This window comes from Streptomyces sp. YIM 121038, assembly GCF_006088715.1.
Lineage (GTDB): Bacteria > Actinomycetota > Actinomycetes > Streptomycetales > Streptomycetaceae > Streptomyces.
The window spans coordinates 2,375,574-2,400,933 of sequence record NZ_CP030771.1 but is presented as its reverse complement, the minus strand read 5'-3'; the positions used below and the strand labels follow the sequence as shown (position 1 = coordinate 2,400,933).

Genomic DNA, 25,360 nt, shown 5'->3' with positions numbered 1-25,360 from the left:
CCCGGACGTAGTCACCGCAGCCCCGGACGTGGGCACCGGGCCCCCGGACGTGGTCAGGCCGTGCCGGTCGGCGTCCCCGGTACGTGTCTGCGGGCCCGCAGGGCCAGGCTCAGGGCCAGGACCGTCTGCGGGTCGTCGAGGTCGGTGCCCAGGAGTTCGCTGATCCGGGCGAGGCGGTTGTAGAGGGTCTGGCGGTTCAGATGGAGTTCGCGGGCGGTCTCCGCCTTGCGGCCCGCGTGGGCCAGGTACGTCTCGAGGGTGGGCAGCAGCGGCGGCTTGGAGCGCTGGTCGTGGGCGCGCAGCGGGCCGATCGCGCGGTCGACGAACGCCGCCAGGTCGGGGTGGGCCCGCAGCCGCCACAGGAGCAGGTCGATGTCCAGGCGCCGCGCGTCGTACCAGGGGCGTTCCGGCAGGCCCTGCGCCGCCGTCGCGGTCTCGGCCGCGTGCCGGAGCCCCGCCGACGCCGCCGCCCAGCCGCCCGCGACGCCCACCACCACGACCGGAGGCGGCGCGTCCGCTCGCTGCATGCCCGCCCGCTCCACCCCGGCCCGCAGGGCGGCGGCGACCCGGTCAGCGACCGTGGCGCGCTCCGCCTCGGCCCGCAGACCGAGCAGGAGCGGAACCCTTCCCTCTACGGGGCGCACGCCGAGCAGCACCGGCACGCCCACCGCCGTCAGCTCCTCCGCGACCGCGCGCGCGAGCACCGCCCAGCCGCTGCCGGACGGCGCCCCTGCGGCGGCTCCGGCCAGGCGCATCACGACCGGCAGGAGCGGGCCGCGGCCCGGTTTGAAGCCGAGCACGCGGGCCTGCGCGGGCGCGTCGTCGGCGGTGATGCGGCCCTCGGCCAGGTCGGTGAGGAAGTCGCCCCGGCCGCGCGCGGCGAGCTCCTCGTCCTGGCGCGCCTGCATCAGGACCACCGCGAGGCTGCCCGCGGCGCGCTCGGCCGCGATCCGGTGCACGGGAAGCAGCGCGGACTCCACGGCGAGCAGCACGAGCCGGGCCCGCACCGAGCCCGCCCCGGGGCCGCCGCCCGGCACGTCGACGAACACGGCGCCCGCGGGCGGCTCGTCCCGGTCGGCCTGCCGCCCGCGCAGGCCCTCCCACACCTGGAGCGGGTCCGCGCACGCGCCGCCCGCCCCGGCGGCGTACAGGAGCTGTCCCTCGGCCGTCTCCAGGAAGACCGGGTTGCCGCTGAAGTCCGCGAGGACGGACAGGACCTGGGGCACGCCACCGCCGCCGAGGAGCGCCTCGGTGCAGCGCCGGTGCACCTCCTCGGCGCGGCGCAGGAGCGCGTAGTGGCCGTTGACGATCTCCGTGTGCACCTCTTCGGTGACCGTCACGAACGGCACCTCGCGGTGCAGCTGCACGAGGGGCAGCCCCGCCGCGCGCGCCGTGTCCACGAGCGCGGCGGGCAGCCGGGAGAAGCGCGGCCCGAGCTCGACGACCAGGGCGGCGATGCCGCGCTCGGCCAGGTCGCGGACGAAGGCGCGCTGGTCGGCGGGGCGGGTGCCGAGGCCGAGGCCCGTGGTCAGGAGCAGCTCGCCGCCCTTGAGGAGCGAGGCGATGTTCGGCACCTCGCCCGCGTGCACCCAGCGCACCGTCCGGTGCAGCCGGTCGGCGCCCGCGAGGACCTCCGGAAGGCCGCCGCGCAGGCCCGGAAGCTCCAGTGCCCGCTGTACGGTGATGCCGCCCTGAGTGTCCTGACTTTCCATGGGGCGGACGCTACCTGACCTGGGCCCGGGCACCGGCCGCCGTCCGGGGGCCGCGCGGCCGCCGTCCCGCCCTGTCCTGGCGGCCAGGACTTCACCCGGCCGCCACCCGTGCGTGCGGTCTCAGCCGCCGTACGCGCCCGACGCCGTGAGCCGCAGGGCCGTGTCGATGAGCGGCACGTGGCTGAACGCCTGCGGGAAGTTGCCCACTTGGCGCTTCAGGCGCGGGTCCCACTCCTCGGCGAGCAGCCCCAGGTCGTTGCGCAGGGCGAGCAGGCGCTCGAAGAGCTTGCGGGCCTCGTCCACGCGGCCGATCATCGCCAGGTCGTCGGCCATCCAGAACGAGCAGGCGAGGAACGCTCCCTCGTCACCCTCCAGGCCGTCCACGCCCGCGTCGTCACCGGACGTCGGGTAGCGCAGGATGAATCCGTCCGGCGTGGACAGCTCGCGCTGGATGGCCTCGATGGTGCCGATGACGCGCTTGTCGTCCGGCGGCAGGAAGCCCACCTGGGGGATGAGCAGCAGGGACGCGTCCAGCTCCTTGGAGCCGTAGGACTGCGTGAAGGTGTTGCGCTCCTTGTCGTAGCCCTTGTCGCAGACGTCCCGGTGGATGTCGTCGCGCAGCTCGCGCCAGCGCTCCAGGGGGCCGTCGGCGTCGCCGGACTCGATGAGCTTGATGGTGCGGTCGACGGCGACCCAGGCCATCACCTTGGAGTGCACGAAGTGGCGGCGGGGGCCGCGGACCTCCCAGATGCCCTCGTCCGGCTCGTTCCAGTGCGTCTCCAGGTAGCGGATCAGCTTGAGCTGGAGCAGCGAGGCGTAGTCGTTGCGGGCGAGGCCCGTCATGTGGGCCAGGTGCAGGGCCTCGGTGACCTCGCCGTAGACGTCGAGCTGGAGCTGGTGCGCCGCGCCGTTGCCCACGCGGACCGGGCCGGAGTTCTCGTAGCCCGGGAGCCAGTCGAGCTCGGCCTCGCCCAGCTCGCGCTCGCCCGCGATGCCGTACATGATCTGGAGGTTCTCCGGGTCGCCCGCGACGGCGCGCAGGAGCCACTCGCGCCAGGCGCGGGCCTCCTCGCGGTAGCCGGTGCGCAGGAGCGAGGAGAGGGTGATGGCCGCGTCGCGCAGCCAGGTGAAGCGGTAGTCCCAGTTGCGGGAGCCGCCGATGTCCTCCGGCAGGGAGGTGGTGGGGGCGGCGACGATGCCGCCGGTGGGCGCGTACGTCAGGGCCTTGAGCGTGATCAGGGAGCGCACCACCGCCTCGCGGTAGGGCCCGTGGTACGTACAGTGCTCGACCCATTCGCGCCAGAAGTCCTCGGTCGCCGTGAGGGCGGCCTCCGGCTCGGGGTGGGCGGGCGGCTGCTTGTGGGAGGGCTGCCAGGAGAGGGTGAAGGCGATGCGGTCGCCGGGCCCGACGGTGAAGTCCGAGTACGTCGTCAGGTCCTTGCCGAAGGTCTCGGCGGAGGTGTCGAGCCACACCGAGTCCGGCCCGGCCACGGCGACCGTGCGGCCGTCGACCTTGTGCACCCAGGGCACGACGCGGCCGTAGCTGAAGCGCATCCGCAGGGCCGAGCGCATCGGCACGCGGCCGCTGACGCCCTCCACGATCCGCACCAGCTGGGGGGCGTCGCTGTCCCGCGGAGGCATGAAGTCGATCACCCGGACCGTGCCGCGCGGGGTGTCCCACTCGGACTCCAGGACCAGTGAGTCCCCGCGGTACGTCCGCCGGCTCGCGGCCTCGGGCCGCGCGCCCGGAGCATGCGCGGGGCCGAGGCGCCAGAAGCCGTGTTCCTCCGTGCCGAGGAGGCCCGCGAAGACGGCGTGGGAGTCGAAGCGGGGCAGACACAGCCAGTCGACCGTGCCGTCCCGGCAGACCAGCGCCGCGGTCTGCATGTCTCCGATCAGTGCGTAATCCTCGATGCGCCCGGCCACGTGCATCCCCATTCAAACGGCCACGTTCGCCCGCTCTCGGGGCGCTCGTTCTACGGTCAAGGGTTCGCTGCAAAGAACGAACTGCCGGGCCCGAGTGTTTCCGGTGGTCTCCAGAAATGGCGACGGGGGATGGTTCCGCCCGCGCGCGTGGGTCGGCAGCAAGTGTCCGAGCAACATACATCGGCACCGCCGCAATCTGCCCCCTCGTCCAGCCAACGTGGCTAGGCCGAACGAGTTGCGGCACGCACATGTGTACGCGGTGAAGATCGTGTACGTGACGTGAATGCGCGTGTCAAGGGGTGGCCGGAAGCAGGCCCCTCTTGACGCTGATACCCTGGTAGCCCGTGAGCCGGTGGTCATCGAACCCCCGAACCGCAGCGACGGCACCTCCCTCCGAGCGGAGAAGCAAGCACGGAGCGGACGCCGGTACGCACCCCAGACCGCGACGCACGGGAGCCCCCTCTTGGCCATGCCACCCACATCCACGACGACCAAGCACATCTTCGTCACCGGGGGCGTCGCCTCCTCGCTCGGCAAGGGCCTGACGGCCTCGAGCCTGGGTGCGCTCCTCAAGGCCCGGGGCCTTCGGGTCACGATGCAGAAGCTCGACCCGTATCTGAACGTGGACCCGGGCACGATGAACCCCTTCCAGCACGGCGAGGTGTTCGTCACCAACGACGGCGCCGAGACCGACCTGGACATCGGGCACTACGAGCGCTTCCTGGACGTCGACCTCGACGGCTCGGCCAACGTCACCACCGGCCAGGTCTACTCGCAGGTCATCGCCAAGGAGCGGCGCGGCGAGTACCTCGGTGACACCGTGCAGGTCATCCCGCACATCACCAACGAGATCAAGCACCGCATCCGCCGCATGGCCACCGACGACGTCGACGTCGTCATCACGGAGGTCGGCGGCACGGTCGGCGACATCGAGTCGCTGCCCTTCCTGGAGACCGTCCGCCAGGTCCGCCACGAGGTCGGCCGCGACAACGTCTTCGTCGTGCACATCTCGCTGCTGCCCTACATCGGCCCCTCCGGCGAGCTGAAGACCAAGCCGACCCAGCACTCGGTCGCCGCCCTGCGCAACATCGGCATCCAGCCGGACGCGATCGTGCTGCGCGCCGACCGCGACGTGCCGACCGCCATCAAGCGCAAGATCTCGCTGATGTGCGACGTCGACGAGGCCGCCGTCGTGGCCGCGATCGACGCCAAGTCGATCTACGACATCCCGAAGGTCCTGCACACCGAGGGCCTGGACGCCTACGTCGTGCGCAAGCTCGACCTGCCGTTCCGCGACGTGGACTGGTCGACCTGGGACGACCTGCTCGACCGCGTCCACAACCCCGACCACGAGGTCACGGTCGCGCTCGTCGGCAAGTACATCGACCTGCCCGACGCCTACCTCTCCATCACCGAGGCGATGCGCGCCGGCGGCTTCGCCAACCGGGCGCGCGTCAAGGTCAAGTGGGTCACCTCGGACGACTGCAAGACCCCGGCGGGCGCCAAGAAGCAGCTCGGCGACGTCGACGCGGTCCTGATCCCCGGCGGCTTCGGCGACCGCGGCGTCTCCGGCAAGGTCGGCGCCATCCAGTACGCCCGCGAGAACAAGATCCCGCTGCTCGGCATCTGTCTGGGCCTGCAGTGCATCGTGATCGAGGCCGCCCGCAACCTCGCGGACATCCCGGACGCCAACTCCACCGAGTTCGACGCCGCCACCGCCCACCCGGTCATCTCCACGATGGCCGAGCAGCTCGACATCGTCGCCGGTGAGGGCGACATGGGCGGCACGATGCGCCTGGGCATGTACCCGGCCAAGCTCGCCGAGGGCTCCATCGTGCGCGAGGTGTACGACGGCAAGGAGTACGTCGAGGAGCGCCACCGCCACCGCTACGAGGTGAACAACGCCTACCGCGCGGACCTGGAGAAGAACGCGGGCATCCAGTTCTCCGGCACCTCGCCGGACGGCAAGCTCGTCGAGTACGTCGAGTACCCGCGCGAGGTCCACCCGTACCTGGTCGCCACCCAGGCGCACCCGGAGCTGCGCTCGCGCCCGACGCGTCCGCACCCGCTGTTCGCGGGCCTGGTCAAGGCCGCGGTGGAGCGCAAGACGGGCAAGTAGCACAAGAGCGATACGGTTGCCGGGGTACGGCCCTTCGGGGCGCGTGCCCCGGCTTTCGTATGGACGTGTGGAAGGGGCAGGACGACATGACGATCAAGGACACCGCGGAGGAGTGGCGGATCACGGCGACGGCCACGCCGTTCGTCGGGAACAAGACCTCCGTGCGCACCGACGACGTCGTCATGCCCGACGGATCGGTCTCCCGTCGCGACTACCAGGTCCACCCCGGTTCCGTCGCCGTCCTGGCCCTCGACGAGTCCGGCCGCGTCGTCCTGGTGCGCCAGTACCGCCACCCGGTGCGCCACAAGCTCTGGGAGATCCCCGCGGGCCTCCTCGACGTGCCCGGCGAGAACCCGCTGCACGCCGCCCAGCGCGAGCTCTACGAGGAAGCGCACATCAAGGCCGAGGACTGGCGGGTCCTCACCGACGTCTACACCACGCCCGGCGGCTGCGACGAGGCCGTGCGCGTCTTCCTCGCCCGCGATCTGTCCGAGGCCGAGGGCGAGCGCTTCGAGGTCGAGGAGGAGGAAGCCGACATGGAGATCGCGCGCGTCCCCCTCGACGACCTCGTGCGCGGCGTCCTGGCCGGTGAGCTGCACAACAACTGCCTGGTCGTGGGCGTCATGTCGCTTACAGCCGCGCTGCGCGGCGAGGGCCTGGACGCGCTGCGCCCGGCCGACGCGCCGTGGCCCGCGCGGCCCTTCCAGGCGTAGCGGCCGCGCCGCCGGGCTCCGGCGGCGCGCCCGTCCGGGCCCGCGGGACACCCCGTGCGGTGTGACCATCTCCTGATCCGATCGGGCGACTTCCGCGCGCCGTGGCACCGGGGTGGCGGCAGGGCCTGAACTAGGCTCTGCAAGCGTCCCGCCCGGAGTTCCGGCGGGCTCGTGCGCAGGCGGACGGGAGCGTTACCCGTGACGGATCAGGCGGTCGACACGGACGGTGCGGCGCGGGGTGCCGTGCCGCCGCCCACGAGCGCGGCGGCCGGTGCCGACGGGGCCCGGTTCGTGGGCCGCCACCGGGAGTTGAAGGAACTCCGCGCCGACATCGACCGCGCCGGGCTCGACACCCTCTCGGGCCGCAAGGCCCCCCGCGCCCGCGTCCTGCTCATCGCGGGCCGCCCCGGCTCGGGCCGCACCGCCCTCGCCGAGGAGCTGGCCCGGCAGCTCGCCGACGCCTACCCCGACGGCATCCTGCGCGCCCGCCTCCGCGACCCCGACGGCACGCCCGTACCCACCGAGCGCACCGCCCGCGAACTCCTCGACGCGCTCGCCGTGCCCGCCCCCGCCGGCGCGGGCGAGGACGACCTGACCGCGACGCTGCGCGCGGCCCTCGCCGACCGCCGGGCGCTGCTGCTCCTGGACGACGTCGCGGAGACCGCCGCCCCGGCCCCCGCCGAGGGTGCCGCCGAGAGCGGCGCCGACGACGCCGACGCCGTGGACGCCGCCGGGGCCGCCCAGGTCGACCCGCTGCTCCCGGACACCCCCGACTGCCTGGTCGTCGCCGTGTCCGGCGGCCCGCTGACCGGGATCCCCGACGTGCGGCCCTGCACCCTCGGCGGCCTGGACACCAAGGCCGCGCTCGACCTGCTCACCCGCAGCGCGGGCTCGGTGCGCATCACCGTCGACCCGCGCTCCGCGGAGAGCCTGGTCGAGGCCTGCGGCGGCCACCCGGCGGCCCTCGTCATCGCCGGGGGCTGGCTCGCCGCCCGGCCCAAGGCGGCCGTCGCCGACCTCGCCAAACAGCTGCGCGAGCTCCCCGAGGACGGCGCGGCCGACTCGGGCCTCGCCCGCGTCTTCCGGCAGGCCTACGCCGGACTCCCCGGCCCCGCCGCGCGGATACTGCGTCTGCTGTGCCTCGCCCCCGCCGGGTACGTCGACCCGCACACCGCGTCCGCGCTCGCGGGCTGTTCGGTGAACGCGGCGCGCGCCGCGCTCGACGACTTCGTCGCGCTCGGCCTGCTGCGCACCGTGGACTCGCCGCTGCCGCAGTACGACGTGCCGGGCTGTCTGGTGCCGCTGCTCCGGGAACTGATGGAGGCGCAGGACCGGCCCGGGGAGGTGCAGTTGGCGCGCGCCCGGATGCTGGAGCGGACCGTGCGGCTGCTCCAGTCCTGCCGTGCGATCACCGAGCCCGGCGACTCGGCCGCGCGCAAGAAGCTGGCCGGACTGCCCCGCGCCCTGCGCTTCCCGAACCCGCGCGCGGCCGCCGACTGGCTGCGCATCCGCAGGCCCGCGCTGCTCGCCGCGGCCCGGCTCGCGGTCGCGGACGGCGAGCTCGACACGCTCGCCCGGCGGCTGATGTCGGCCCTGACCCGGGCGCTCGCCGCGCACTGGGGCACCGAGGCCGCCGCCCCCGACCTGTACGGCATCCACCAGCTCGTCCTCGACGTGGCCGAGCGCCGCGACCTGCCGCGCGAGCAGGCGGCCGCGCTCCTCAACCTCGCGGACCTGGACGCGCGCACCGGCCGTACGCACGAGGCGCTGGCCCGCTACCGCGCCGCCCTCGACTGCGCCCGGGCCGCGGGCGACCCGTACGCGACCGGGCGTGCGATGGAATCCGTCGGCGGCGCCTACCAGGAGCTGGGGGACTACCCCCGGGCCGCCGACTGGTACGGCAGGGCCCTCGCCGAGCGCCAGGCCCGGGACGAGCGGGCCGACGCCGCCCGGCTGCACGGCCGCATCGCCACCGCCCACACCTACGCGGGCCGCTACGGCGAGGCCCTGCGCAACTGGCGCTCGGCCGTCGCGGGCCACCGCAGGACGGGGGACCTCCCGGCCCGGGCGCGGGCCCTCGGCGAGCTGGCGCGGGTCCAGGAGTACGCGGGGCGGCCCGAGGACTGCCTGCGCACCTGCCGGGAGGCGATCGACCTGGCCCGGCAGGCGGCGGACACCCGGCTCCTCGCGGCGCTGCAGCTGCGGCTCGCGGACACCCTGGACCGGCTCGGCGACCCGGCCGCGGCCCGGCTGCACCGCGCGGCCGCCGAGCGCATCCTTGGAAGTGAGCTGAGCGGTGAGTCCGCCGAGGTCGGGAGCCCTGCCCCGGTGGATGGAGCCCCGGCCTCCGCCTACGAAATCCGTAGTGCATCCGGTCGAGATTGATGCTTTGAAAGGCTAGACAGCGAGAACTCCTTCATTAGAATGGCTCCGCCGCGTGTCTACGTGGTGTCTTCCGATGCGCTCATGTGCGTACCGGTATGTACCGCTTTGCCCTAAATCCCCCTGAGCCAAGGACCGTGATCGACGTGAAGGTCGGCATCCCCCGCGAGGTCAAGAACAACGAGTTCCGGGTGGCCATCACCCCCGCCGGCGTGCACGAGCTGGTGCGCCATGGCCACCAGGTCGTCATCGAGCGCAACGCCGGTGTCGGCTCGTCGATCACGGACGACGAGTACGTCGCCGCGGGCGCCGAGATCCTCGAGACCGCCGACGAGGTCTGGGCCTCGGCCGACCTGCTCCTGAAGGTCAAGGAGCCGATCGCGGAGGAGTACCACCGCCTCCGCAAGGACCAGACGCTCTTCACCTACCTGCACCTGGCCGCCTCCAAGGAGTGCACGGACGCGCTCCTGGAGTCGGGCACCACGGCCATCGCGTACGAGACGGTGGAGCTGCCCAGCCGCGCCCTGCCGCTGCTCGCCCCGATGTCCGAGGTCGCGGGCCGTCTCGCCCCGCAGGTCGGCGCCTACCACCTGATGCGCGCGGTCGGCGGCCGCGGCGTGCTGCCCGGCGGCGTCCCGGGTGTGGCGGCGGGCAAGGCCGTCGTCATCGGCGGTGGCGTCTCCGGCTGGAACGCCGCGCAGATCGCCATCGGCATGGGCTTCCACGTCACCCTGCTCGACCGTGACATCAACAAGCTCAAGGAAGCCGACAAGATCTTCGGCACGAAGATCCAGACCGTCGTCTCCAACGCCTTCGAGCTGGAGAAGGCCTGCCTGGAGGCCGACCTCGTCATCGGCGCCGTCCTCATCCCGGGCGCCAAGGCCCCCAAGCTCGTCACCAACGAGCTGGTCTCGCGCATGAAGCCCGGAAGTGTTCTTGTCGACATCGCGATCGACCAGGGCGGCTGCTTCGAGGACTCGCGCGCGACCACGCACGCCGAGCCGACCTTCCCGGTGCACGGCTCGGTCTTCTACTGCGTGGCCAACATGCCCGGCGCGGTGCCCAACACCTCCACGTACGCGCTGACCAACGCGACGATGCCGTACATCGTGTCCCTGGCCAACAACGGCTGGGTCGAGGCCCTGCGCCGCGACCCGGCGCTGGCCCTGGGTCTCAACACGCATGACGGCAAGGTCGTTTACAAGGAGGTCGCCGAGGCCCACGGCTACGAGCACCTGGAGCTCGCCTCCCTGCTCGGCTGATCTCGGCGAACGTCAACAAAAGTCGTCAATCTCACGCCAGCGGCCGGACCTTGTGAGGGGTCCGGCCGCCGCCGGTTCGGCGCGAACACGGTCAACTCGCCGTGAAACTTACCCTTTAACCGTTTCGCGCACCCCGGAATCGTGCCGACGAAGCGGCATACGCCCTTGACACCGGGGTGTTCCGTTGCCGACACATCGGGCCGGGTCCGGCGGATTGTGTTGCTGCGGAGCGGTGACACGCCATAGAGTCGCCAACCGTCGGCATGGTGCCACGCTGACCTATCTAGAAATTTCCTGGTCACCAAGGAGGTAAGACGACTTGTGAATGAGTCGACATTTGCTCCCGGGGGTGGTCAACCAGGAATGTCTGGACGGGGCCAGGGCCCCGTCGGGCTCGAGGCTGTCGGCTCCGTCGCTGTCCGCACCTTCGAAGCCCGCCAGAGTCCGACACCGTCAGCACCCCAGAGCATGGATGGCCAACACGTGAACGCCATGGCCGGCGACCGGAGTGGCGACAACACCACCCCTACCCCCCTCGCCGACTACGAGGAACTGCCCCAGGGTCACTTCTACGACCCCGACGCGGAGTACGAGCCCGACCCCGAGTACGCGGCCACGCTCGCCCCCGACGCCGCGCGCCAGCGCCGCGAGCGCATCGGCCCGACCGGGCGTCCGCTGCCGTACTTCCCGATCCCGGGACCCCTGACCGACCACGGCCCCGCGAAGATCATCGCGATGTGCAACCAGAAGGGCGGCGTCGGCAAGACCACGTCGACCATCAACCTGGGTGCCGCGCTCGCGGAGTACGGACGCCGGGTCCTGCTCGTCGACTTCGACCCGCAGGGCGCGCTCTCGGTCGGCCTCGGCGTGAACCCGATGGAGCTCGACCTCACGGTCTACAACCTGCTCATGGAGCGGGGCATGTCCGCCGACGAGGTGCTCCTGAAGACCGCGGTCCCCAACATGGACCTGCTGCCGAGCAACATCGACCTGTCCGCCGCCGAGGTGCAGCTCGTCAGCGAGGTCGCGCGCGAGTCCACGCTGCAGCGCGCCCTGAAGCCGCTCATGGCCGACTACGACTACATCGTGATCGACTGTCAGCCCTCGCTCGGCCTGCTCACGGTCAACGCGCTCACCGCGGCGCACAAGGTCATCGTGCCGCTGGAGTGCGAGTTCTTCGCGCTGCGCGGTGTGGCGCTGCTCACCGAGACCATCGAGAAGGTCCAGGAGCGGCTCAACCCCGACCTGGAGCTCGACGGCATCCTCGCGACGATGTACGACTCGCGCACGGTGCACAGCCGCGAGGTCCTCGCGCGCGTGGTCGAGGCGTTCGACGACCACGTCTACCACACGGTGATCGGCCGGACGGTGCGCTTCCCGGAGACCACGGTCGCCGGTGAGCCGATCACGACGTACGCCTCGAACTCGGTCGGTGCGGCCGCCTATCGCCAGCTCGCCAGGGAGGTGCTCGCCCGGTGTCACGCCGAGTGAGTCTGCCCGGGGCCGACGAGCTGTTCCGTACGACCGGGGGCACGGCGCTGCAGGCCTCGACGCCTCGGCGGCAGACGAACGGCGAGGCGAGGGTGCCCGCGCCCGCGGGCGAGAGCGACGAGGCCGCCGCCGAGGAGTCGCACGCCTCCGCCGCCGCGCAGGGTGACGGCGAGTCCGCCGAGCACCCCGCGGGCGAGGCGGAGCAGGGCCGCGGCGACGACGCGCAGGGCCGCCGCTCGGCGCAGGAAGGTTCTGGCAGCTCCGGCACGGGCAAGAACGCGGCCTCGACGGCCACCCAGACGCGCAAGCGCGGCCGGGCCGCCAACCGGCGCCCCAGCGGGCGCGAGCGGCACGACGAGAAGATCACGGTCTACGTCTCCGCCGAGGAACTGATGGACCTGGAGCACGCGCGGCTCGTGCTGCGCGGGGAGCACGGGCTCGCGGTGGACCGCGGGCGCATCGTGCGCGAGGCCGTCGCCGTCGTCCTCGCCGACCTGGAATCGCGGGGGGACGCGAGCATCCTCGTACGACGGCTGCGCGGGCGGTAGCGGTACCTTTCCGCGTAATGTCCACCACCTCGACGAGCAGCACGTCCGCACCGCCGCCCGCCCGTCGGCGCGCCCTGGGCCGAGGGCCGGGCACGGAGGCCGTCCCGAGCCCGCCCCCTGCCGAGACCGGGAGCGAGCCCCCGCGCCCGCACGACGGGCCCGCCGAGGCCGCGCAGGACGGGCCCGCCGAGGCTCCGGCGGACCCCGCGCCCGACGACGGGCGGTTCACGGTCCGGCTCGCCAACTTCGAGGGCCCCTTCGACCTGCTCCTCCAGCTCATCGCCAAGCACAAGCTGGACGTCACCGAGGTCGCGCTCTCCAAGGTGACCGACGAGTTCATGGCGCACATCCGGGCCATGGGGCCGGACTGGGACCTGGACCAGACGACCGAGTTCCTGGTGGTCGCCGCCACCCTGCTCGATCTGAAGGCCGCGCGGCTGCTGCCCGCCGCCGAGGTCGAGGACGAGGCCGACCTGGCCCTGCTCGAAGCCCGTGACCTGCTGTTCGCGCGGCTGCTCCAGTACCGCGCGTACAAGCAGATCGCGGACATCTTCAGCGGGCGGCTCGACGACGAGGCGCGCCGCTACCCGCGGACCGTCGGGCTCGAACCGCACCACGCCGAGCTGCTGCCCGAGGTCGTCATCAGCATCGGCGCCGAGGGGTTCGCCAGGCTCGCCGTCAAGGCGATGCAGCCCCGGGCCGAGCCGCAGGTGTACGTCGACCACATCCACGCGCCGCTGGTCTCCGTGCGGGAGCAGGCCGCCGTGGTCGTGGCGCGGCTCAGGGAACGCGGCGAGATGAGTTTCCGGGGGCTGATCGAGGAGCTGGGGCCCGACGACACCCTGACCGTCGTGGCGCGCTTCCTGGCGCTCCTGGAGCTGTACCGGGAGAAGGCCGTCGCCCTGGAGCAGGAGGACGCGCTCGGCGAGTTGGTGGTGCGCTGGACGGGCGGCGAGGGCGACGGCGAGCCGACCGTCACCGACGAGTTCGACCGGGCCCCCGAGCCGCAGGAGGAGAAGCGTTGAGCAGCATGGAGAGCCCGGTCGGGGAGTTGCGGTCCGAGGTCGCCGAGCTGGCGCTGCGGCCCGCCCTGGAAGCCGTCCTCATGGTCGTCGACGAGCCCGCCACCGAGGAACACCTGGCGAAGGTCCTCCAGCGGCCCCGGCGGGCCGTCGCGGAGGCGCTGCGCGAGCTCGCCGACGAGTACACCGCCCAGGGCCGGGGCTTCGAGCTGCGCCTGGTGGCGGGCGGCTGGCGGTACTACACGCGCCCCGCGTACGCGCCCGCGGTCGAGGGCTTCGTCCTGGACGGGCAGCACGCCCGGCTCACCCAGGCGGCCCTGGAGACGCTCGCCGTGGTCGCCTACCGCCAGCCGGTCAGCCGCTCCCGGGTCTCCGCGGTGCGCGGAGTGAACTGCGACGGGGTCATGCGCACCCTGCTCCAGCGGGGTCTGGTGGCGGAGGCGGGCGCGGAACCCGAAACAGGTGCGATCCTGTACAGGACGACGAACTACTTCCTGGAGCGGATGGGCCTGCGCGGCCTGGACGAGCTCCCGGAGCTCGCGCCCTTCCTCCCGGAGGCGGAGGCGATCGAGGCCGAGACGCAGGAAGGACTTCCGTCGTTCGATCCGGACGCGCCCGACGCCCCGGACGAGAAGACGCAGACGACCTAAGACGGAACTTTGATGCGAAGCAGCAGCGGCAGGAACAGCAGCGGAAACAACGGCGGGAGCCGTGGTGGCAACAGCGGCGGCCGCGGCAGCAGCGGCGGGCGCCCCGGCGGTGGCGGCCGGGGCGGCAGCGGCGGGCGCCCCACCGGCGGTGGCCGCGGCAGCAGCAGCGGTGGCGGTGGCCGCGGCGACCACCGGGGTGCCGGTGGCGGTCGCGACGACCGGCAGGGCAGCGGCCGCCCCAGCAAGCCCCGCCCCGAGGAGCGCCGCTACGACGTGGGCCCGGCCGCCTCGCAGGACGGCCCGAAGTCGGGCCGCGGCGCCTCGGCGCGCGGCGGCGCCAAGGGCGGCCCCAAGCGCTCCCAGGACCAGCGCGGCGCCGGTCGCGGCCGCCCGGCGCCCTCGTACTCCCGCGAGTACGAGACGCGCGCTGAGGAGCGCAACCGCGAGCGGTACGCGGGCAAGAAGGACGTCAAGCTCCCCAAGACCTTCCCGGGCGCCGAGCAGGAGGGCGAGCGTCTGCAGAAGGTCCTGGCCCGCGCGGGCTACGGCTCCCGGCGCGCCTGCGAGGAGCTGATCGAGCAGGCCCGCGTCGAGGTCAACGGCGAGATCGTCCTGGAGCAGGGCCTGCGCGTGGAGCCCGAGAAGGACGAGATCAAGGTCGACGGCCTGACCGTGGCCACGCAGTCGTACCAGTTCTTCGCGCTGAACAAGCCCGCCGGTGTCGTCTCCACCATGGAGGACAACGAGGGGCGCCAGTGCCTGGGCGACTACACGAACAACCGCGAGACGCGGCTGTTCCACGTGGGGCGGCTCGACACCGAGACCGAGGGCGTCATCCTGCTCACCAACCACGGTGAACTGGCCCACCGCCTGACCCACCCCAAGTACGGCGTGAAGAAGGTCTACCTCGCGCACATCGTCGGCCCGATCCCGCGAGACCTGGGCAAGCAGCTCAAGGACGGCATCCAGCTGGAGGACGGCTACGCGCGCGCGGACCACTTCCGCGTCGTCGAGCAGACCGGCAAGAACTACCTGGTCGAGGTCACCCTGCACGAGGGCCGCAAGCACATCGTGCGCCGCATGCTCGCCGAGGCCGGGTTCCCCGTCGACAAGCTGGTGCGGGTCGCCTTCGGCCCGATCACGCTCGGCGACCAGAAGTCGGGCTGGCTGCGCCGCCTGTCCAACACCGAGGTCGGCATGCTGATGAAGGAAGTCGACCTCTAGACCGCACACCGGAGACCGGACACGTAGTCCGTACACCGGACACGTAGTCCTCACACCGGACACGACGACGGCCGCCCCCGCCTCCTGGCGCGGGCGGCCGTCGCCGTCGAGCGGCTGCGCGCCGTGCTGGACGACGCGCGGGCGGCCTCAGCCCTGCCGGGCGCGCACACCGCCCACGACGCCCTGCACGACCTCGTCGTCCGCGTGCGCCTGGGCGGCTGACGCCCGGCGGGCGCGGTACAGGAAGTCCTCGACGCGGCGGTGGTCCGGCTCCGGGGGAAGCGGGGTGCGGGCGGTCGCCGCGTCGCACTCCGCCGCGAGGCGGGTCATCCGGGACTCCACCTCGGGCCAGGGCACCTCGCCGCGCTTGACCGCGAGCAGGGGCTCGCGCAGGTCGCCCACGTCGATCCGCAGCTCGCCGGTGCGCAGCAGGTCGCGGCAGCTCGTCAGCAGCCGCAGCAGGTGCATGGCGTGCTTCCAGCGCGGGGCGAATGGGGTCTCCCCTGCTCGAGCGGAGCCGAGAGCTTGGGGAAAGGTGCGGACGTCCGCGTCGAGCTTCTTGCGCTGGCTGAGGGCGTACGCGGCGAAGGTCTCGTGCGCGCGGCGGGACAGGAACGCCCCGCGCAGCGCGAGCAGCTCGCGGCCGGTGTCCGTGAGGTGCTCGACGAGGGGGGAGTGCAGGCACTCCAGGATGTTCGGGTTGGCGCGCAGCGCGAGGGCGCAGAAGCGCTCCAGTTCCCAGCTGAACTGCTCGTCCGCCGGTCCCTCCACGTGCGTGGGCGGCTTCTCGAAGCGCCAGTACAGCGGGGTCGGCGCGAGGAAGACGCCCCTGCGGTCGGTGTCGCTGTCGTCCGTGGCCAGGCCGAAGGCGCGCGACCCCATGACACAGGCGTAGATCGTGTGGTCGCGGACCAGGTCCTGGGGGTTGTCCATCTCTGGAGCGTACGCGGTTGGTCAGGTGAGCCTGATCGCGTTTCCCGTGACCTCGATGGAGCGTGGGGCCAGCGGGCGCGGCGCCGGGCCGTCCGCCACCGAGGCGTCCGCCACCCGGTACTTGCTGCCGTGGCAGGGGCAGTTGATCGTGCCGCCGGACACGTCGCGGACCGTGCAGCCCTGGTGCGTGCAGACCGCGGAGAACGCCTTGAAGTCCCCCTCCTCGGGCTGGGTGACCACCACCTTCTCCTTCTCGAAGACCTTGCCGCCGCCGACCGGGATCTCGGACTTCTCGGCCAGGGGCGGCGCCTCGGACGGCTTCCCGCCCGAGGGCCCGGAGGACGCGGGCGTGGACTTCGGCGGGTCCGGCTCCGCGCCCTCATCGCCGTACTTGTCGCAGGCGGTCAGGGCCGCGGCCGCGCCCGCCAGCAGGGCCGTGCGCCGCGTGGGGCCCGCCGCGGGCCCGCCGCCGCTCACGTCGTCACCCCGACCGTACGGAAGAACCACAGCGCCGACGTCACCCACACCAGGGTGAGCACCGCGAAGACCAGGCCGCCCACCAGCGGCAGGAGCCAGCCGGGCAGCCGGGCCGAGCGGAGCAGCAGCATCTTGGCGCTGAACGCGCCGAAGAAGAAGCAGCCGAGGAAGGAGTGCCACAGCACGCGCGTCGAGTACGTCTGGTAGCCGAGCGCGTAGAGGCAGTGCACCGCGACGGGCACCGCCACCAGGAACGCGATCCGGCCCGACCAGCGGTGCAGCGCCGCCGACCAGGACGGCCCGGGCAGCCTGCCGTAGACCATGAGGGCGGAGCCGACCTGGATCAGCGCGAAGCCGAACGCGGTGGTGGCGAGCCAGGACTTCACGGCGCTGGTGGAGCTGAAGCCCGCGAGGTTGAACGCGGTGCCCTCGGGGTCGTGGGCCTTTCCGTACGCCCCCAGGCCCACGGCGACGGCCGCCGCGACCACGGCGGGCACCAGATAGCGGGCGGGATGCTCACGGCGCGGGCCCGCGGGGAACCCGGCTCCTTGGGTGGGGGCGTTGGGGTCGACGCTCACGGGGCCTCCCGGGGCGGGCGCGGATGGGTGCGGCGGGGTGCTCAGGGCACGACGGGCCGGGCGGTGAGCCGGCCGCCGCCGGGCAGCCGGACGGCGCCGGTGCCGGGGTCGAGACGGGGGGCGGCGGCGGGCTTCCCGTCACGGCTGAGGAGGCCGACCTGGCTGCCGTCGGGCTGCACGATCCAGCCGCCGTCGAGGCGCTCGCCGCGCACCTCGGCCCGCGCGCGGTACAGCCCCGCCGGCTTCTTCTCCGTCCGGGGGGCGGTGAAGGGCCGGGGCCCGCCGCGGACGTCGACCGTGCCGCGGACCGTGTCGCCCTTGACGCGCCCGTCGAGCTTCGCGCCGCCCTCGCCGGTCAGGCGCAGCGAGCCGTCGTCCTCGACGTCGCCCTTCAGCCAGGACTCCGTGGTCCTGCCGTCGCAGAAGTACGCCGTGGCCCTGCCGCCGCGCAGCGTGATGGCCACGGAGGCGGTGTCGTCGTCCGTGCGGCCCGTGTACTTGCCGTCGGCGGGCGGCCGCGGCTTCTTCGCAGGGGACGGCTTCTTCGAGGGGGACGGCTTCGCCGAGGGGCTCGCGCTCGCGGCGGGCGGCGCTGCGGGCTTCGCCGCGCCGGACGAGGAGTCGCCGTACGACGAACTGCCCGACCCCGTGGTCGCGTTGAGCGTCAGCATGAACAGGGCGAGCAGCAGCCCCCCGAGCAGCGTGAACAACGGTCCTGAGCGCTTCATGCGTCCCCCCGAGGCGCGCGGCCTGCCCTTCCATGCAAGCCGAACCGCACCCCGGCGTCCAGGGGCGCACGGGGGCTGTGCGCTCGTGATGCGGAGGGGTTCCGCGCCGGTCGCTCCGAGTGGCGGGGCGCGGCGGTCCGGGTGACATTGGCAGGGTCCGGGGCCCTTGGCCCGCAAGGGCGGGGCCCGGCCATCGAAGCGAAAGGCACGACCATGGCGGGTAACGATCTGGGCGGCCTCCTGGGCGGTCTCCTCGGCGGCGGCCAGCAGGGCACGGGCCAGTCCGGGGGCGGCGCCAACATCCTCGGCGCCCTGCTCGGCGCGCTGATGAGCAAGGGCGGCGGCGGGAACAACCCGCTGGGCGGCCTCCTCGACGGGCTGACCAAGGCCGGGCTCGCCGACCAGGCCCAGTCGTGGGTCGGCTCCGGCGAGAACCAGCCGGTGTCCGGCGCGCAGGTCAAGGAGGCCCTGCCCGACGACACGCTCCAGCAGGTCGCCCAGGACGCCGGGGTCTCGCCCGAGCAGGCCGCCGACGAGATCGCGCAGCAGCTGCCGCAGGTCGTCGACAAGCTGACCCCGAGCGGACAGGTGCCGACCGGCTCCCTGGAGGACATCATCAGGCAGCAGCAGCTCTGAGGCCGCACGCGGCCGGTGCGCGGCGACCGTCTCGGCAGGCGGGCGCCGCGCGGCCGCGTCACGGGTGGTGACTAGGCTGTACGTCCGTCAAGACCCGATGTGCGGTACGTACATCTCGACCCGATGTGCGCAACGCACGGAAGCTACGGGGACATCGCCCAGTGAGAACAGCCCTCGTCATCGGCACCGGCCTGATCGGCACCTCCGCCGCCCTGGCCCTGGCCCGCCGCGGCGTCGCCGTCCACCTCGCCGACCACGACACCGAGCAGGCCCGCACGGCCGCCGCGCTCGGCGCCGGGACCGCGGCGGAGCCCGAGGGCCCCGTCGACCTGTGCGTGGTCGCGGTGCCGCCCGCGCACGTCGCCGCCACCCTGGCCGACGCCATGCGCCGCGGCCGCGCCCGCGGCTATCTGGACGTGGCGAGCGTCAAGGGCGGCCCGCGCCGCGAGCTGGAGTCGCTCGGCCTCGACCTGACGCCGTACATCGGCACGCACCCCATGTCGGGGCGCGAGCGCAGCGGCCCCCTGGCCGCGTCCGCCGACCTCTTCGAGGGCCGCCCCTGGGTGCTCACGCCCACCCGGGACACCGACACCGAGGTGCTGAACCTCGCCCTGGAGCTGGTGGCCCAGTGCCGGGCCGTGCCCGTCGTCATGGACGCCGACGCCCACGACCGGGCCGTCGCCCTCGTCTCGCACATGCCGCACCTGGTCTCCAGCATGGTCGCGGCCCGCCTGGAGAACGCCGAGGAGTCGGCGGTCCGGCTGTGCGGCCAGGGCATCCGCGACGTCACGCGCATCGCCGCGTCCGACCCGCGGATGTGGATCGACATCCTCTCCGCCAACCCGGGGCCGGTCGCCGACCTGCTCGCCGACGTCGCCGCCGACCTCCAGGAGACCGTCGCCGCGCTGCGGGGCCTGGCCTCGGCCGACGAGGGCAAGCGGCACGAGGGCGCCGCGGGGGTCGCGGGCGTGCTGCGGCGCGGCAACGCGGGCCAGGCCCGGGTGCCCGGCAAGCACGGCTCCGCCCCGTCCGCGTACGAGGTCGTGGCCGTGCTCATCAACGACCAGCCCGGACAGTTGGCCCGCATCTTCGCCGACGCCGAGCGCGCCGGGGTCAACGTCGAGGACGTCCGCATCGAGCACGCCACCGGCCAGCAGGCCGGTCTGGTCCAGCTCATGGTGGAGCCCGCGGCGGCGGCCCCGCTGGCCGCGGCGCTGCGGGAGCGGGGCTGGTCGCTGCGGCCGTGACGCGCGGGAGCGGCGGCCGTAGCGCGCGGGAGCGGTGGTCGTCGCGCACGGGAGCGGCGGCGGGCGGGTGGCCAGGCGAGGGCCGGGGCGGGAGCCAGTAACCTTGTGCGGGGCGTCGTAGGCGTCCCCCACCCGACCCGCGCCCCGAGAAAGGCACCCGCAGCCCGTGGAAACCCTGGAAAACAGCGCTGCCGCAGGCACCGTGATCGTCGCCATCGACGGGCCGTCCGGCACGGGCAAGTCCAGCACGTCCAAGGCCGTCGCCGCGCAGCTCGGCCTGAGCTACCTGGACACCGGCGCCCAGTACCGGGCGATCACGTGGTGGATGGTCAGCAACGGCATCGACCTCACCGACCCCGGCGCGATCGCCGCCGCGGCGGGCAAGCCCGAGATCGTCTCCGGCACGGACCCGGCCGCCCCGACGATCACGGTCGACGGCACGGACGTGGCGGGCCCGATCCGCACGCAGGAGGTCACCTCCAAGGTCAGCGCCGTCAGCGCCGTCCCCGACGTGCGCACCCGGATCACCGAGCTGCAGCGCTCCATCGCCCTCGGCGCGGCGAAGGGCATCGTCGTCGAGGGCCGGGACATCGGCACCACCGTCCTCCCGGACGCCGACCTGAAGATCTTCCTCACGGCGTCCCCGGAGGCCCGTGCCGCCCGCCGCTCCGGCGAGCTCAAGGGCGCCGACGTGAACGCCACCCGCGAGGCCCTGATCAAGCGCGACGCCGCCGACTCCAGCCGCAAGACGTCGCCGCTCGCCAAGGCCGACGACGCCGTCGAGGTCGACACCACCGAGCTCTCGCTCCAGCAGGTCATCGAGTGCGTCGTCACCCTCGTTGAGGAGAAGCGGGCCGGGAAGTGACCTCCGGGGCATCCGAGCGCGGGGCCGAGGTCGGGCGGCGCATCGGCGTCGGTCTGATGTACGGCCTGTGGAAGCCCCGCGTGCTCGGCTCCTGGCGGGTGCCGGCGAGCGGCCCGGTCATCCTGGCCGTCAACCACTCGCACAACGTCGACGGCCCGATGGTCATGGGCGTGGCGCCCCGGCCGGCGCACTTCCTGATCAAGAAGGAGGCGTTCGTCGGCCCGCTCGGCACGTTCCTGGGCGCCATCGGCCAGGTCAAGGTCGACCGCTCGACGGCCGACCGCACGGCGATCACCGACGCGCTCGGCGTCCTGGCGCGGGGCGGCGTCCTCGGGATCTTCCCGGAGGGCACCCGGGGCGACGGCGACTTCGCCTCGCTGCGCGCGGGCCTCGCGTACTTCGCGGTGCGCTCCGGGGCGCCGATCGTCCCGGTCGCCGTCCTGGGCAGCACGGAGCGCAGCGGCCGGCTGATACGGCAGCTGCCGCCGCTGCGCAGCCGCGTCGACGTCGTCTTCGGAGATCCCTTCGAGGCGGGCGACGGGAGCGGGCGGCGCACGCGCAAGGCGCTCGACGAGGCGACCGTGCGCATCCAGGGGAAGCTGACCGACCACCTGGAAAACGCCAGGCGCCTGACCGGGCGCTGAGTAAGACTTTCAGTAGTGACCCGCCGTACGGAGGGGTCACCGATCACCACGATGAACGACGAGGTACGGACTTCATGAACGACCAGATCCAGCCCGAGGGCGAGCCGACGGAGCACGTCGAGCACGACCATGGGGCACTTGGCGACGCCGAGTACGCGGAGTTCATGGAGCTCGCCGCCGTAGAGGGCTTCGACGTCGAGGACGTCGAGGGCGCCATCGAGGCGGCCGGACACGGTCCGCTCCCGGTCCTCGCCGTCGTCGGCCGTCCGAACGTCGGCAAGTCGACCCTCGTGAACCGCATCATCGGCCGCCGCGAGGCCGTCGTCGAGGACAAGCCGGGCGTGACCCGCGACCGCGTCACCTACGAGGCCGAGTGGGCGGGCCGCCGCTTCAAGGTCGTCGACACCGGCGGCTGGGAGCAGGACGTCCTCGGCATCGACGCGTCGGTGGCCGCGCAGGCCGAGTACGCGATCGAGACCGCCGACGCCGTCGTGTTCGTCGTCGACTCCACCGTCGGCGTCACCGACACCGACGAGGCCGTCGTCCGGCTCCTTCGCAAGGCCAACAAGCCCGTGGTGCTCTGCGCCAACAAGGTCGACGGCCAGAGCGGCGAGGCCGACGCCACCGCCCTGTGGTCCCTCGGCATCGGCGAGCCGCACCCGGTCTCCTCGCTGCACGGCCGCGGCACCGGCGACATGCTCGACGCGGTCCTGGACGTCCTGCCGGAGGCGCCCGCGCAGACCTTCGGCACGGCCGTCGGCGGCCCGCGCCGCATCGCGCTCATCGGCCGTCCGAACGTGGGCAAGTCCTCCCTCCTGAACAAGGTGGCCAACGAGGAGCGCGTCGTCGTCAACGAGCTCGCGGGCACCACCCGCGACCCGGTCGACGAGCTCATCGAACTGGGCGGCGTCACCTGGAAGTTCGTCGACACGGCGGGCATCCGCAAGCGCGTCCACCTCCAGCAGGGCGCCGACTACTACGCCTCGCTGCGCACGGCCGCCGCCGTGGAGAAGGCGGAGGTCGCGGTCATCCTGATCGACGCCAGCGAGTCGATCAGCATCCAGGACCAGCGCATCGTCACGATGGCGGTGGAGGCGGGCCGCGCCGTCGTCCTCGCGTACAACAAGTGGGACACGCTCGACGAGGAGCGCCGCTACTACCTGGAGCGGGAGATCGAGACGGAGCTCGCGCAGGTCGCGTGGGCGCCGCGGGTGAACGTGTCGGCGCGCACGGGGCGGCACATGGAGAAGCTCGTCCCGGCGATCGAGACGGCCATCGCGGGCTGGGAGACGCGCGTGCCGACGGGCCGGCTGAACGCGTTCCTCGGCGAGCTGGTCGCCGCCCACCCGCACCCGGTCCGGGGCGGCAAGCAGCCGCGCATCCTCTTCGGCACCCAGGCGGGCACCAAGCCGCCGCGGTTCGTCCTGTTCGCCTCGGGCTTCATCGAGCACGGCTACCGCCGCTTCGTGGAGCGCAGGCTGCGCGAGGAGTTCGGCTTCGAGGGCACGCCGATCCACATCTCGGTGCGGGTGCGCGAGAAGCGCGGGCAGAAGACCCAGAAGAAGAAGTAGCGGGAGCCGCGGCGTCCGCGGTCCGTACGTGCCGGTGCCCGGCCCTCCACGCGGAGGGCCGGGCACCGGCATGAGGAGGGGCGGGGGGTCAGCCCCGGCGCGGGCCCGGGGGGAGGGCGGCCGGGAAGAGGTGGCCGTAGCTGTGGTGGTCGACCTGGGTGGGCTGGCCGTAGCGGGCGACGTTGAAGGGGTTGTGCCGGGGGTCGTGGCGCGGGTCGTGCCGGGGGGTGTGGCGCGGGTCGTGCCGCATGGCGCCGTGGTGCCCGGCGTTGCCGTACGGCCCGGGGCCGAAGCCGGTGAACCTCAGCTCCTCCTCGCCGGTCCGGTCGCCGGGCAGGGCCCGGAACGCCCTGAGGTACTCGGAGTACAGGGCGTCGTAGATCGGCGTGGCCGAGAAGGCGGCCGCGGTGTCCTGCGCGCCGCGCATGGACGGGATCGGCCCGGCGTACGGCCGGTGGTGTGTGGCGTCGTATACGTGCACGTCTGGGCCAACGACCTGGGGGGTTCCCGGGATGCGGGGCCCGGGCCCCCAATGTGGCTCAGGTGCCCGCGAGCGGCATCGCGCAGGCGACCAGCTGGCCCCGGGAGGCCGCGCGGTCGAGCGCGCCGCGCAGCAGGTCCTCGCGGGGCTGGCGGCCGACGGTGCCCGACGGGGTGGCGTACAGCAGGACGGACTGGAGCTTGTTGGCCGCCGCGCGCCAGCCGTCGGTGACCTGGAGCGGCTGGTGGGCCTGCCACCAGGCGACGGGGGAGCCGCCGCCGGTGCCGGGCTGGAGGATGGCGTGCAGCTGGCCCACGGCGAGCAGCACCGACCAGCCGTGCAGCGTCGGGGGCGCGCCCGCGAGCGAGGTCACGGGCATGAAGCCGTGCTCGATCAGGAGCGGCAGGAAGTCGTCACCGCCGCCGGGCGCCGCGCCCGGGCGGGCGATGGGGCCGGTCGGCTCGACGACGAGCGCGGGGTGCAGCTCGCCTTCGATGAGGACGAGACCGCTGGTCACGCCCAGCACGGCCTGTTCGGGGGCGCCGTCCGCGGGGCGCTGGGACGGCACGGTGTCCTCGCCGGTGATGGACCGTACGGCGCCCTGGAGCTGCTCCTCGGAGACCTCGACGATCTGGGACGGCAGGCAGGAGGCGTGGGCGAAGGCGAGCACGGCGGTCTCGTCGCCGACGAACAGGACCGTGCTGGTGCGCTCGCGCTCGGAGTCGCCCGGAGTGCGGCAGGACGTGCAGTCGTAGGCGCCCGGGGCGTTCTCCCCGGCGAGCAGGCGGTCGGCTTCTTCGTCGCCGATCTCGGCGCGTACCTCGTCGCTGAGGTCGAGCATGCGCGGCACGGTGACTCCTCGGAATCGATGCGTGGGGTGTCCGGGTGGTGCCCGGCTCATAAAGGAGACAACGGGCGATCAGTGGCCCAAGTCACGCACGGGAGGCGCGGAATTGAACTAACCGAAGCAGAGGGTGAGTTGAGGGACGGAATTTGTCACTCCGCGCCAACACCTGCCGCGTACACGGAAGTTGCACCGGTGAGGTGAGTCACAGATCGCCGGGGCGGGAGGGTGGTAAGTACTCGTATGCAGGGATAAAAGGGCTGTCCGAAAGTCGACGATACTCCAGGTAACCGGCAACTGGCCTGGAATGACGAGGAGTCGGTTGATAGCGGGGCGAGAGGGCTTCTAGATTCCACCGCCGTGTGCAGCGAGCACCGCTCGGGTAAGTCCGCCGGCCGCGCCGGCCGGTTCGATCAGCAGGCGCGGCGGAGCAACGCAGAACAGCACCACCCCGGCGGACGGGGCTCGGCGGGACCCCGGCGCCGGACGCGTACGGGGCCCGCGGGGCCTGGGGGAGCCCGGGTCCTCCGAGAGGGAAATCCATGTCCGAACGTCCCAGGAACATTCGCAAGACGGCAGTGATCGGCGGAGCCGCGCTCCTCGCGCCGCTGGCACTGCTCGCCGCGACCGGGCAGGCCGCGGCGGACGGCGGAGTGTGGGACCGGATCGCCCGCTGCGAGAGCGGCGGAAACTGGCAGGTCAACACCGGCAACGGCTACTACGGCGGACTCCAGTTCTCCGCCGGGACCTGGCGGGCGTACGGCGGCACGGCCTACGCGCCGACCGCCGACAGGGCCTCCCGGGCCCAGCAGATCGCCGTCGCGGCGAAGGTCCAGCGCGCTCAGGGGTGGGGCGCCTGGCCGTCGTGCTCGGCACGGGCGGGTGCCTCCGGGCCCGCTCCCGGCGCGGCCGCGCCCCAGGCCGCTCCCAGGCCCGCTCCCAAGGCGGCGCCACCGGCCGCACCGCAGGCCGCGCCGAAGACCCTCAAGCAGCGGCCCGCGTACCGCGCGCCCGGTCACGCCGACCGGGGCACCACGCGCGGCTCCGGCGGCTACGTCGTGCGCCAGGGCGACACGCTCAGCCGCATCGCCGCCGCGCACGGCGTCGGCTGGCAGCGGCTCTACGCCGTCAACCAGGGCGTCATCGGCGGTGATCCGAACCTGATCGTGCCCGGGCAGCGCCTGGCGATCTGACGGTCCCGGCCGTCCCCTCCGGCGAGCCGGAACCCACGAGCGGCCCCGCCCCGTCCGCTGACCGGGTGGGGCCGCGCGCACGGCGGCGCGGCACGGCGGGTCCCCGGCCGCGAC

Annotated in this window: 23 protein-coding genes; 15 read left to right on the top strand and 8 right to left on the bottom strand. The window is 73.3% G+C overall.

From position 1 onward, the window contains the following. Positions 1-53: 53 nt before the first annotated feature. Positions 54-1,712, bottom strand: a complete 1,659-nt coding sequence (locus C9F11_RS09765; protein WP_138958893.1) for a PucR family transcriptional regulator — start codon at positions 1,710-1,712, stop codon at positions 54-56. A gap of 120 nt (positions 1,713-1,832) precedes the next feature. Beyond that, positions 1,833-3,644, bottom strand: coding sequence for a glycoside hydrolase family 15 protein (locus C9F11_RS09760; RefSeq protein WP_138966288.1), 1,812 nt, complete (start codon positions 3,642-3,644; stop codon positions 1,833-1,835). Between the two features lie 463 nt (positions 3,645-4,107). Here C9F11_RS09760 and C9F11_RS09755 point away from each other — a divergent pair, with 463 nt between their 5' ends. From C9F11_RS09755 to C9F11_RS09715, 9 genes are all read left to right on the top strand, one after another. After that, positions 4,108-5,757 (top strand): CTP synthase, encoded by a 1,650-nt coding sequence (locus C9F11_RS09755; protein WP_138958892.1) that lies wholly within the window; start codon positions 4,108-4,110, stop codon positions 5,755-5,757. Positions 5,758-5,843: 86 nt separating this feature from the next. Next, the gene (locus C9F11_RS09750) at positions 5,844-6,470 is read left to right on the top strand and encodes an NUDIX hydrolase (protein WP_138958891.1); all 627 of its coding nucleotides are present in this window, start codon (positions 5,844-5,846) and stop codon (positions 6,468-6,470) included. A gap of 309 nt (positions 6,471-6,779) precedes the next feature. Then, the gene (locus C9F11_RS09745; protein WP_249402157.1) at positions 6,780-8,855 is read left to right on the top strand and encodes a tetratricopeptide repeat protein; all 2,076 of its coding nucleotides are present in this window, start codon (positions 6,780-6,782) and stop codon (positions 8,853-8,855) included. Positions 8,856-8,989: 134 nt separating this feature from the next. Further along, positions 8,990-10,114: an alanine dehydrogenase gene (gene ald, locus C9F11_RS09740; RefSeq protein WP_138958889.1), complete on the top strand. Its 1,125-nt coding sequence runs from the start codon at positions 8,990-8,992 to the stop codon at positions 10,112-10,114. Between the two features lie 363 nt (positions 10,115-10,477). Then, a complete protein-coding gene (locus C9F11_RS09735; protein WP_138958888.1) occupies positions 10,478-11,605 on the top strand; it encodes a ParA family protein in 1,128 nt (375 codons plus the stop codon). Next, entirely contained in the window at positions 11,590-12,153 is a 564-nt protein-coding gene (locus tag C9F11_RS09730) for a hypothetical protein (RefSeq protein WP_171075685.1), read from the top strand. The genes C9F11_RS09735 and C9F11_RS09730 overlap by 16 nt, the downstream gene beginning before the upstream one ends. A 17-nt stretch (positions 12,154-12,170) precedes the next feature. Beyond that, positions 12,171-13,178, top strand: a complete 1,008-nt coding sequence (locus tag C9F11_RS09725; protein ID WP_138958887.1) for a segregation/condensation protein A — start codon at positions 12,171-12,173, stop codon at positions 13,176-13,178. A gap of 5 nt (positions 13,179-13,183) precedes the next feature. Beyond that, entirely contained in the window at positions 13,184-13,825 is a 642-nt protein-coding gene (scpB, locus tag C9F11_RS09720) for an SMC-Scp complex subunit ScpB (RefSeq protein ID WP_138966284.1), read from the top strand. A 12-nt stretch (positions 13,826-13,837) separates the two neighbouring features. Beyond that, positions 13,838-15,049, top strand: coding sequence for a pseudouridine synthase (locus C9F11_RS09715; RefSeq protein ID WP_138958886.1), 1,212 nt, complete (start codon positions 13,838-13,840; stop codon positions 15,047-15,049). 147 nt (positions 15,050-15,196) lie between these two features. Here the strand turns inward: C9F11_RS09715 and C9F11_RS09710 are convergent, their stop codons facing one another. The 4 genes from C9F11_RS09710 to C9F11_RS09695 are packed head-to-tail and all read right to left on the bottom strand — an operon-like array spanning position 15,197 to position 17,765. Next, positions 15,197-15,982 carry a nucleotidyltransferase domain-containing protein gene (locus tag C9F11_RS09710; protein WP_138958885.1) on the bottom strand — a complete coding sequence of 262 codons (786 nt, stop codon included), beginning with the start codon at positions 15,980-15,982 and terminating at the stop codon, positions 15,197-15,199. Positions 15,983-16,003: 21 nt separating this feature from the next. Then, a complete protein-coding gene (locus tag C9F11_RS09705; protein WP_138958884.1) occupies positions 16,004-16,459 on the bottom strand; it encodes a Rieske (2Fe-2S) protein in 456 nt (151 codons plus the stop codon). Further along, positions 16,456-17,037, bottom strand: a complete 582-nt coding sequence (locus C9F11_RS09700) for a DUF6529 family protein (RefSeq protein WP_138958883.1) — start codon at positions 17,035-17,037, stop codon at positions 16,456-16,458. The genes C9F11_RS09705 and C9F11_RS09700 overlap by 4 nt, the downstream gene beginning before the upstream one ends. 41 nt (positions 17,038-17,078) lie before the next feature. Beyond that, positions 17,079-17,765 carry a hypothetical protein gene (locus tag C9F11_RS09695; protein WP_138958881.1) on the bottom strand — a complete coding sequence of 229 codons (687 nt, stop codon included), beginning with the start codon at positions 17,763-17,765 and terminating at the stop codon, positions 17,079-17,081. A gap of 213 nt (positions 17,766-17,978) precedes the next feature. Between C9F11_RS09695 and C9F11_RS09690 the strand changes: the two genes are divergently transcribed. From C9F11_RS09690 to der, 5 genes are all read left to right on the top strand, one after another. Further along, positions 17,979-18,401, top strand: a complete 423-nt coding sequence (locus C9F11_RS09690) for a YidB family protein (protein ID WP_138958880.1) — start codon at positions 17,979-17,981, stop codon at positions 18,399-18,401. Between the two features lie 161 nt (positions 18,402-18,562). Further along, positions 18,563-19,648, top strand: coding sequence for a prephenate dehydrogenase (locus tag C9F11_RS09685; RefSeq protein WP_138958878.1), 1,086 nt, complete (start codon positions 18,563-18,565; stop codon positions 19,646-19,648). A 175-nt stretch (positions 19,649-19,823) separates the two neighbouring features. Then, the gene (cmk, locus tag C9F11_RS09680; protein WP_138966282.1) at positions 19,824-20,513 is read left to right on the top strand and encodes a (d)CMP kinase; all 690 of its coding nucleotides are present in this window, start codon (positions 19,824-19,826) and stop codon (positions 20,511-20,513) included. A 56-nt stretch (positions 20,514-20,569) separates the two neighbouring features. Further along, complete coding sequence (locus C9F11_RS09675; protein ID WP_171076069.1) at positions 20,570-21,157, top strand: lysophospholipid acyltransferase family protein; 588 nt, start codon at positions 20,570-20,572, stop codon at positions 21,155-21,157. A gap of 74 nt (positions 21,158-21,231) precedes the next feature. Continuing rightward, complete coding sequence (gene der, locus C9F11_RS09670) at positions 21,232-22,728, top strand: ribosome biogenesis GTPase Der (RefSeq protein ID WP_138958875.1); 1,497 nt, start codon at positions 21,232-21,234, stop codon at positions 22,726-22,728. An 88-nt stretch (positions 22,729-22,816) separates the two neighbouring features. Here der and C9F11_RS48565 read toward each other — a convergent pair whose 3' ends face one another. Both C9F11_RS48565 and C9F11_RS09660 read right to left on the bottom strand, forming a co-directional pair. Next, positions 22,817-23,209: a hypothetical protein gene (locus C9F11_RS48565; RefSeq protein WP_249401661.1), complete on the bottom strand. Its 393-nt coding sequence runs from the start codon at positions 23,207-23,209 to the stop codon at positions 22,817-22,819. Between the two features lie 58 nt (positions 23,210-23,267). Continuing rightward, complete coding sequence (locus tag C9F11_RS09660; RefSeq protein ID WP_138958874.1) at positions 23,268-24,059, bottom strand: hypothetical protein; 792 nt, start codon at positions 24,057-24,059, stop codon at positions 23,268-23,270. 536 nt (positions 24,060-24,595) lie between these two features. On the opposite strand from C9F11_RS09660, the gene C9F11_RS09655 reads away from it, so the two are divergent. Continuing rightward, on the top strand, positions 24,596-25,246 hold the full coding sequence (locus tag C9F11_RS09655; RefSeq protein WP_138958872.1) for a transglycosylase family protein: 651 nt from the start codon (positions 24,596-24,598) through the stop codon (positions 25,244-25,246). The last annotated feature ends 114 nt before the right edge of the window (positions 25,247-25,360 follow it).